This window comes from Alcanivorax sp. HI0083 (assembly GCF_001635175.1).
Window position 1 is genome coordinate 1 of record NZ_LWFX01001386.1, and the last position, 8460, is coordinate 8460.

Below are 8460 nucleotides of genomic sequence, written 5' to 3' on the forward strand. Positions count from 1 at the left end.
GATGTTGCTGGTGGGGCGTAAAACGGTGGATGAAAGCCTGCCGCAACGGGTGCCCGGGGCGCCGGGGCTGGGCCTGGCCGGGTTACTGATTGGGACCGGTTCCGCCATTTTCGGTATCGGCGGCGGCTCGTTGACGGTGCCGTTTCTGAGTTGGTGTCGATTGAAAATGCAGGAGGCGGTGGCTATTTCCTCCGCCTGCGGGCTGCCCATTGCCATTGCCGGCACGCTGGGGTTTGCGGTGGCTGGCTGGAATGAGCAGCACCTGCCCGATGGCGCCCTGGGCTATGTGTTTTTGCCCGCCACAGCCGGTATAGTGCTCACCAGCTTCCCGTTTGCGCGCCTGAGTGCGCGGCTCAGCCACCGGCTGCCGTCCGCCACCTTGAAGAAGGTCTTCGCTCTGGTGCTTTTTGTGCTTGGCCTCAAACTGGCTTTTGGATAACAACCTATGGAATTCCCGCAGATCGATCCGGTGGCATTCGCCATCGGCCCCCTGAAAGTGCATTGGTACGGCCTGATGTATATGTTCGGCTTCGCCGCCGCCTGGTTGCTGGGCATGTACCGGGCGAAGCAACCGGGGTCCGGCTGGACCAGGGATCAGGTGGGCGATCTGGTGTTTTACGGTGCCATGGGCGTGATCGTCGGTGGCCGGCTGGGCTACGTGTTCTTCTATAATTTCGACAAGTTCCTGGCCGACCCGCTGTGGCTGTTTGCGGTGTGGACCGGGGGCATGAGTTTTCATGGTGGCGCCATCGGGGTGCTGGTGGCCTTCTGGCTGTTCGCCCGCAAAACCGGCAAACGGTATTTTCAGGTGGCGGACTTCATGGTGCCCATGGTGCCCATCGGGCTGGCCACAGGGCGCTTTGGCAATTTCATGAATGCCGAGCTGTGGGGCCGCGCCAGTGATGCCCCCTGGGCCATGGTGTTCCCCACTGATCCGCTGCAGATTGCGCGGCATCCTTCCCAGCTTTACGAAATGCTGCTGGAGGGTGTGGTGCTGTTTCTGGTGTTGTGGGTGTATTCGGCCAAGCCTCGCCCGGCGGGGGCGGTGACCGCCCTGTTCGGTATCGGTTATGGCTGCGCGCGCACCTTTGTGGAATTCTTCCGGGAGCCGGACGCCCACATTGGTTATCTGGCTGGCGGCTGGTTGACTATGGGCATGTTGCTGAGCATTCCGATGATTATTCTCGGTATTGCCATGCTGGTTTGGGCGTATCGAAACGATGAGCGAGGAGTGAAGTCATGAAGCAATATCTTGATCTGCTTCGTCACGTCCGCGAGAACGGCACCTACAAGGAAGACCGTACCGGTACCGGTACCTATGCGGTGTTTGGCTATCAGATGCGCTACGACCTGAGCCAGGGTTTTCCCATGCTCACCACCAAGAAGCTGCACCTGCGCTCGATTATTCATGAGCTGCTGTGGTTCCTGTCCGGTGACACCAATATCCGTTACCTGAAAGAAAATGGGGTATCCATCTGGGATGGCTGGGCGACCCCTGAGGGCGAGCTGGGCCCGGTGTATGGTGAGCAGTGGCGTAGCTGGAAAACCCCGGACGGCGGGGTGATTGACCAGATCGGCGAGGTGCTGGAGGAAATCAAGCGCAACCCGGACTCCCGGCGCCTGGTGGTCAGCGCCTGGAACCCGGCGGTATTGCCGGACCCGTCCATCTCGCCGGATGCCAATGCGGCGGCGGGCAAGCAGGCGCTGCCGCCGTGCCACTGCCTGTTTCAGTTCTATGTGGCCGACGGCAAGCTCAGCTGTCAGCTGTATCAGCGCAGCGGCGATATCTTTCTGGGGGTGCCGTTCAATATTGCCTCCTATGCCCTGCTGACGCTGATGATGGCGCAGGTGTGTGATCTGCAGCCGGGCGATTTCGTGCATACCCTGGGCGATGCGCACCTGTACTCCAATCATCTGGAGCAGGCCGACACCCAGCTGGCCCGCACGCCCGGCCCGCTGCCGACAATGACGCTGAATCCGGCGGTGAAGGATCTGTTCGCGTTCACCTTTGACGATTTCACCGTCAGCAATTACGAACCCGCCGCGCACATCAAGGCGCCGGTGGCAATCTAACGCCTGATGCCCGAAGCCGGACGCACGATGCGAGAGAGTCTTTGTCCGGCGTCAGGCGCCCGGCCTCTAGCGTAGGTTTTTTCATGCCCATTCGTCTTTCCATGATGGTCGCCAAGGCCAGCAATAATGTCATCGGCCGGGATAACAAGCTGCCCTGGTATTTGCCCAATGACCTCAAGTACTTCAAGCAGGTTACGTTCGGCAAGCCGGTGATCATGGGCCGCAAGACCTGGGAGTCACTAAAGGGGCCGCTGCCCGGGCGCACCAATATCGTGATTACCCGCCAGCCGGATTATCAGGCCGAGGGCGCCAAGGTGGTGGCCACCGTGGAGGACGCCATCACCATGGCGGAGAATGTGGCATTCATCGAAGGGCAGGAAGAAGCGGTGATCATGGGGGGGGCCGAAATCTATGCATTGGCGTTACCGCAGACCCAGCGACTCTACCTCACAGAAGTGCATGCCGAGGTAGACGGGGATACATTTTTCCCTGAATACGAGGCCTCCGAGTGGCAAGAAATCGGCCGCGAAGATTTCGCCGCGCAAGGGCCAAACCCTTACGATTATTCCTTCGTGGTCTACGAGCGAAAATAGCGGCGCGCTTGCTGCGAAGCGACCTTCACCAGGGTTCTCCCACTCTCAAACGACAAAACCCCGCCGAAGCGGGGTTTTTGCGTGTTGCCTGAAGCAGGCAGCGTGAAGCGTCTCTTGCTTACTTGCGCTTCATGGAATCGAAGAATTCCAGGTTGGTCTTGGTCTGCTTCATGCGGTCGATGAGGAATTCCATGGCGCCGATCTCGTCCATGGGGTGCAGGACCTTGCGCAGAATCCACATCTTTTGCAGCTCGTCTTCACTCACCAGGCGCTCTTCACGACGGGTGCCGGATTTGCGGATATTCATGGCCGGGAATACGCGCTTCTCTGCTACCTTGCGGTCCAGATGCAGTTCCATGTTGCCGGTGCCCTTGAATTCCTCGTAGATCACTTCGTCCATCTTGGAGCCGGTGTCGACCAGGGCGGTGGCGAGGATGGTCAGGCTGCCGCCTTCCTCGATGTTCCGCGCGGCACCGAAGAAACGCTTGGGTTTTTCCAGGGCGTGGGCGTCCACACCACCGGTGAGTACCTTGCCGGAGCTGGGCTGCACGGTGTTGTAGGCGCGCGCCAGACGGGTGATGGAGTCCAGCAGGATGACCACGTCCTGCTTGTGCTCGACCAGTCGCTTGGCTTTCTCGATCACCATCTCGGCCACTTGCACGTGGCGGGCCGGCGGCTCGTCGAAGGTGGAGGCGACCACTTCGCCGCGCACGGTACGGGACATCTCGGTCACCTCTTCCGGGCGCTCGTCGATCAGCAGCACGATCATGTGGGTTTCGGGATTGTTGCGGGCGATGGACTGGGCGATGTTCTGCAGCAGCATGGTCTTACCGGCTTTCGGCGGGGCCACGATCAGGCCGCGCTGGCCTTTGCCGATGGGAGCGACCAGATCAATCACCCGGGTGGTGATGTCTTCGGTGGAGCCGTTACCGATCTCCATGACCAGACGCTCGGTGGGGAACAGCGGCGTCAGGTTTTCAAACAGGATCTTGTTCTTGGCGTTTTCCGGGCGGTCAAAGTTGATTTCGTTGACCTTGAGCATGGCGAAGTAGCGCTCGCCATCCTTGGGGGGCCGGATTTTCCCGGCGATAGTGTCACCGGTACGCAGGTTGAAGCGACGGATCTGGCTGGGAGAGACGTAGATGTCGTCCGGGCCGGCCAGGTAAGAGCCTTCAGCGGAACGAAGGAAACCGAAACCATCCTGCAGAATTTCCAGCACGCCATCGCCGTAAATGTCGGAGCCATTTTTGGCGGCGCGCTTGAGGATGGAAAAGATAACGTCTTGCTTGCGGGTTCTTGCCAGGTTCTCGAGGCCGAGTTCCTTGGCAATGTCCAGAAGTTCTCCAATCGGCTTCTGCTTCAGTTCAGAAAGATTCATTGGCGTCTAATTTGGTGTCTTTGGATGAATTGAGAGGATGCACCACCGCGGTGCTGCAGTTGTTTTGATAATCCGGTTTATTCGGAATCTGGCCCGACAAGCCAAAAGAGGGCCATAAGGAAAATAGGTAACCAGAGGTTCCGAGGACTAACTAAAGGGGGTGCTTTATTAAAGCTGGTTCTGGAATCTATCACTGTGGGGACCCGCATGCAACACGCAACATGTAACACGCTGCAAGCAGGAAAACCCTCCCCTGAGGGGGAGGGTTGGGGCGTGTCGGCTTTCTTAGAGGGTGCTGTCCAGGAATGCGGTCAGCTGGCTCTTGGACAGAGCGCCCACTTTGGTGGCTTCCACGTTGCCGTTCTTGAATACGGTCAGGGTGGGGATGCCACGCACACCGTACTTCTTGGGCGTTTCCGGGTTGTCATCAATGTTGATTTTGGCAATGGTCAGCTTGTCACCGTACTCGCCGGCCAGTTGCTCAAGGATCGGCGCGACCATTTTGCAGGGGCCACACCACGGAGCCCAGTAATCGACCAGCACGGGGCCGTCTGCGTTGATGACCTGGGCTTCGAAGTCCGCGTCGGTCACGTTGATAATCTCGCCGCTCATTGAATTCTCCTGATATAAAGGTTTCAGAGACCCAGGACGGTTGCCAACAGGCCTCTGCGATGGGGAATAATATCAGGTTGCGGGTGATGAATTTCAAGCGAGGCAGTTAATTATCGCTGTAGTTGCTGCCTATGACATCGTAACGCCATGATTTTTGGATAGAATCGGCCCAAAGGAAGGAGTGACTATGGAGCATGGCGAACATCTGGCGGCCATTGATTTGGGGTCGAACAGTTTTCATATGGTGGTAGCCCGCCAGGCGCAGGGGGAAGTACAGATCCTCGACGGGCTGTCTGAAAAGGTGCAACTGGGGGCGGGTCTGGACCGGGAAAACCGGCTGGACGCGGATACCCAGGAGCGGGCGCTGGAGTGCCTGGGCCGGTTTGCCCAGCGCATTGCGGGGATTCCCCGCGGTAGCGTGCGGGTGGTGGGGACCAATACCCTGCGCCAGGCTCGCAATGCCCGCGAGTTTATCCGCCGCGCCGAAGCGGTTTTGGGTCACGATATCGAAGTGGTGGCTGGCCGTGAGGAAGCGCGCCTGATTTATCTGGGGGTCGCCCACACCCTGGCGGACGACGCGGGGCAGCGGCTGGTGGTGGATATCGGGGGCGGCTCCACCGAGCTGATCATCGGGGAGCGATTTGAATCCACGGAAACCGAATCGCTGCATATGGGCTGTGTCAGCTTTGCCCAGCGCTTTTTCCCCAATGGCGAGATCACCGAAAAAGCCTTTGACCGGGCGGTGACGGCGGCACGCCAGGAGGTGCTGTCGATTCATGCCAATTACCGGCGCCTGGGCTGGCAGCAGGCGGTGGGCGCCTCCGGCACGATCAAGGCGATCAGTCAGGTCTGTGTGGACAACGGTTGGTCGGAATTCGGTATCACCATGGAGGGCATGAAAAAAGCCCGTAAGCGGGTGATCAAGGCGGGTGCCGTGGACAAGCTGGATCTGAAAGGCTTGCGTGAAGACCGCCAGCCGATTTTCGCTTCCGGGCTGGCCATTCTGTACGGCATTTTCGAGCAGCTGGACATCCAGCAGATGGATGTCTCCAGTGGCGCGCTGCGGGAAGGGTTGCTGTATGACCTGCTGGGGCGTTTCGGCCACGAGGATGTGCGTGACCGCAGTATTCAGGCGCTGATGAACCGTCACCATGTGGAAAGCAGCCAGGCCGAACGGGTCTGCGCCACGGCGCAGGCGCTGTATGGGCAGGTGGCCAGTGATTGGCAGATTGAAGGTAATGAGGCGGCCGACACGCTGCGCTGGGGAGGGCTGCTCCACGAGGTCGGGCTGGCGGTGTCGCACAGTCAGTTCCACAAGCATGGCGCTTATCTGGTGACCAATTCCGACCTGCCGGGTTTTTCCCGTCAGGAACAGCAGATGGTGGCGCTGATGGTGCGTGGTCACCGTCGCAAGGTGCCGTTGGCGGCGCTGGCGGAATTGCCGGACGATGAGCAGACCGGATTGTTGCGGTTGTGTCTTGTGTTGCGTTTGGCGGTGCGTTTGCACCATGCACGCAGCGATGAAGATGTCCCGGAGATTCGTTTACAAGCTCGTGATGAACGGCTTGCCATCACTTTCCCGTCGGGTTGGCTGGAGGAGCACCCGCTCACCCAGGCGGACCTGGAGCAGGAACACGACTACTTCCAGGCGGCAGGCTACCAGCTTGTATTGGCGTGAGAATAAAACAGCTATTCAAGAGGGGGTCCCGCTTCGGGCGGGGCACCCTCTTGAAAGCTAGACGCTAGACGCTAGAAGTCGTCTTACCCTCCCAGCGTATCCAGCAGGTCCTGTTGAGCAATAAAACGCTCTTCCCCGTCTTGTGGTTGCGCCCGCTGGTAACTGCCATCGGATTGCAGTTCCCAGGCGCGGGTGTTGTCGCGCAGATAGATATGCAGGCCCTGTTCCAGAATCTGTGCCTTGAGTGCCGGATCATTCACCGGGAAACAGGTTTCCACCCGGTTGAACAGGTTGCGGTCCATCCAGTCGGCACTGGAGCAATACACCAGGTCGTCACCGCCATGGTGGAAATGGTAGATGCGGGTGTGCTCCAGAAAGCGGCCGATAATGGAGCGTACGCGGATGTTTTCCGACAATCCGGGGATGCCGGGTTTCAGGCAGCAGATGCCGCGTACGATCAGATCAATTTCTACGCCCGCCTGGCTGGCCCGATACAGGGCCTGCATGATGTTTTCTTCGGTCAGTGAGTTGAACTTGGCAATAATGCGCGCCGGTTTGCCGGCCAGTGCCTGTTCCGTTTCAAACTCGATCCACTCGATAACAGAAGGGTGCAAGGTGAACGGCGAATGCTTCAGCTGCTTGAGCCGTGCCGCCTTGCCCATGCCGGTCAGTTCCTGAAAGATCTTGTGCACGTCCTGGCCCATGCTTTTTTCACAGGTCATCAGGCCGTAATCGGTGTACAGCTTGGTGGTCTTGGTGTGGTAATTACCCGTCCCCAAGTGCACATAACGTTTGATGCCATCACCGTCACGGCGCACCACCAGCAGCATTTTTGCGTGGGTCTTGTAGCCCACCACGCCGTACACCACGATGGCGCCGGCTTCCTGCAGGCGGCGAGCGCCTTCGATGTTGGACTCTTCATCGAAGCGAGCGCGCAGCTCCACGATGGCGGTGACTTCCTTGCCATTGCGTGCGGCCGTTTCCAGGTGGTCTAGGATTTCCGACTTGGTGCCGGTGCGGTACAGGGTCTGCTTGATGGCCAGCACCTTCGGATCCCGCGCGGCTTCGGCCAGCAGGTTGATGACCGGCTGGAACGATTCGTAGGGGTGGTGCAGCAGGATGTCACCCTGGTCGATGGCGTCAAAAATGGTTTCATTTTTTTTCACCGCCGGCGCCAGCTTGGGGGTAAAGGGCGGGTAGTGCAGGCGCGGGCGATTCACGCTGGTAAACATGCGCGCCAGGTTTACCGGGCCGTTCACTTCGTACAGGTCTTCCTCGGTGAGTTCGAACTGTTCCAGCAGATAATGCATCAGGTGGCGCGGGCAGTTGTCGGCCACTTCCAGGCGCACTTCATCCCCGTAACGACGAGATAACAGCTGGCCTTTCAGGGCGCTGGCCAAGTCTTCGACTTCTTCGTCCACTTCCATATCGGCGTTGCGGGTTACCCGGAACTGGTAGCAGCCGGTGGCCTTCATGCCCGGGAACAGGTCGGATACGTGGGCATGGATCATGGACGACAGGAACACGAAGTTGTCGTCGCCACCCTCGCTGATGTCATCGGGAATACGAATCAGGCGGGGCAGGGAGCGAGGGGCGGGCACAATGGCCAGGCCCGTGGAGCGCCCGAAGGCATCCTTGCCGTCCAGGGGCACAATGAAATTCAGGCTCTTGTTGATCAGGCGCGGGAACGGGTGTGACGGGTCCAGTGCGATGGGCGTGAGCACCGGGTAAATCTGCTCACGAAAATATTTTTTGACCCATTCAGCCTGGGCTTCGGTCCAGTCTTCGCGGCGAAGAAAATCCACCCCTTCTTCACGCAGGGCGGGGAGCAAGACGTCGTTGAGGATGCGGTACTGGCGATCCACGGCTTCGTGGGTAATGGCACTGATCGCTTTCAGAAGCTCATCGGGCAGCATGCCATCGGGGCCGGGCTGGCCGGTATGGGTTTCCAGTTTGTTCTTCAGGCCAGCCACGCGAATTTCGAAGAACTCGTCCATGTTGCTGGAAAAAATCAGCAGGAAATTCAGCCGCTCCATCAAGGGATGATTCTCGTCCATGGCCTGCTCAAGGACGCGCAGGTTGAACTGCAGCAGGCTGAGCTCCCGGTTCAGGTAGTAATCCGGGTT

The 8460-nt window shown here is 59.2% G+C and carries 8 protein-coding genes; 5 read left to right on the forward strand and 3 right to left on the reverse strand.

The window, feature by feature from the left end; all coding sequences use genetic code 11:
* From A3754_RS20935 to A3754_RS20950, 4 genes are all read left to right on the forward strand, one after another.
* A partial coding sequence (locus A3754_RS20935) for a sulfite exporter TauE/SafE family protein (protein ID WP_156497127.1) occupies nucleotides 1–439 on the forward strand: 439 nt, incomplete at its 5' end.
* A gap of 6 nt (nucleotides 440–445) precedes the next feature.
* The gene (gene lgt / locus A3754_RS20940; RefSeq protein ID WP_063521221.1) at nucleotides 446–1243 is read left to right on the forward strand and encodes a prolipoprotein diacylglyceryl transferase; all 798 of its coding nucleotides are present in this window, start codon (nucleotides 446–448) and stop codon (nucleotides 1241–1243) included.
* Nucleotides 1240–2073, forward strand: a complete 834-nt coding sequence (locus A3754_RS20945) for a thymidylate synthase (protein WP_063521222.1) — start codon at nucleotides 1240–1242, stop codon at nucleotides 2071–2073. The genes lgt and A3754_RS20945 overlap by 4 nt, the downstream gene beginning before the upstream one ends.
* A gap of 83 nt (nucleotides 2074–2156) precedes the next feature.
* On the forward strand, nucleotides 2157–2666 hold the full coding sequence (locus A3754_RS20950; protein ID WP_082872533.1) for a dihydrofolate reductase: 510 nt from the start codon (nucleotides 2157–2159) through the stop codon (nucleotides 2664–2666).
* A 118-nt stretch (nucleotides 2667–2784) separates the two neighbouring features.
* On the opposite strand, the gene rho is transcribed toward A3754_RS20950, so the two are convergent.
* Together rho and trxA are read right to left on the reverse strand one after the other, a co-directional pair.
* Complete coding sequence (gene rho / locus A3754_RS20955; protein ID WP_063521223.1) at nucleotides 2785–4044, reverse strand: transcription termination factor Rho; 1260 nt, start codon at nucleotides 4042–4044, stop codon at nucleotides 2785–2787.
* Between the two features lie 285 nt (nucleotides 4045–4329).
* On the reverse strand, nucleotides 4330–4656 hold the full coding sequence (gene trxA, locus A3754_RS20960) for a thioredoxin TrxA (protein WP_062817138.1): 327 nt from the start codon (nucleotides 4654–4656) through the stop codon (nucleotides 4330–4332).
* A gap of 187 nt (nucleotides 4657–4843) precedes the next feature.
* Between trxA and ppx the strand changes: the two genes are divergently transcribed.
* On the forward strand, nucleotides 4844–6334 hold the full coding sequence (gene ppx, locus A3754_RS20965) for an exopolyphosphatase (RefSeq protein ID WP_063521224.1): 1491 nt from the start codon (nucleotides 4844–4846) through the stop codon (nucleotides 6332–6334).
* Nucleotides 6335–6417: 83 nt separating this feature from the next.
* On the opposite strand, the gene ppk1 is transcribed toward ppx, so the two are convergent.
* Nucleotides 6418–8460, reverse strand: a 2043-nt coding sequence (gene ppk1, locus A3754_RS20970; protein WP_063521225.1) for a polyphosphate kinase 1, incomplete at its 5' end; no start/stop codon positions are given.